1 protein-coding gene is annotated in these 505 nt (G+C 50.1%); it reads left to right on the plus strand.

The genetic code is table 11. The features are described from left to right. Nucleotides 1-313: 313 nt before the first annotated feature. Nucleotides 314-505 (plus strand): hypothetical protein (locus J5069_RS24185; protein WP_264646167.1); only part of this gene is annotated, 192 nt, incomplete at its 3' end.

Consider the following 505-nt stretch of genomic DNA (forward strand, 5'->3'; position numbering starts at 1 on the left):
CAAAAAACCCTTCTTCTGCTGGGGGTATTCAGATTAACGCATTCCTGTCTGTTGGGGAATAGCAGGGACCACTGCCGCCTGAGGTGGTGATGTGACCAGGCACAGATTAACCAGAACGGTGTGAGGACCAGATGAGCAAAGCAAATGTGAACCACCAGCTAAAACTTTGGGCAGCGTTCTATGTGGTCGCCCTGCTGCTGATCGGTGTTGTGTCCTCATTCCTGTTATTGAAGTTTTTGTAAGCGTCCACACCAGGGTACGACCGCTAATGCGGGGCTGGAACCGTAACCAGCACACTTAACAGCGAGGGCTTATGTTGACCTATAGCCAGATAACTCAAAAGGCAGTTGATGAGATTGACCGGCTGAAAAAGAACTCTGAGCACTGTTCATCAACAGCAGAAGAAATGCACCGCGACTGGATGCATGGCGTATTCCTCTTGTGGGACAAGTTAACCGCAGGAAGCCAGGTTGATGGCGATTATGAGCGCATTAGCAACATGGTG

The organism is Candidatus Symbiopectobacterium sp. NZEC127, from assembly GCF_025962675.1.
Classification (GTDB): domain Bacteria; phylum Pseudomonadota; class Gammaproteobacteria; order Enterobacterales; family Enterobacteriaceae; genus Symbiopectobacterium.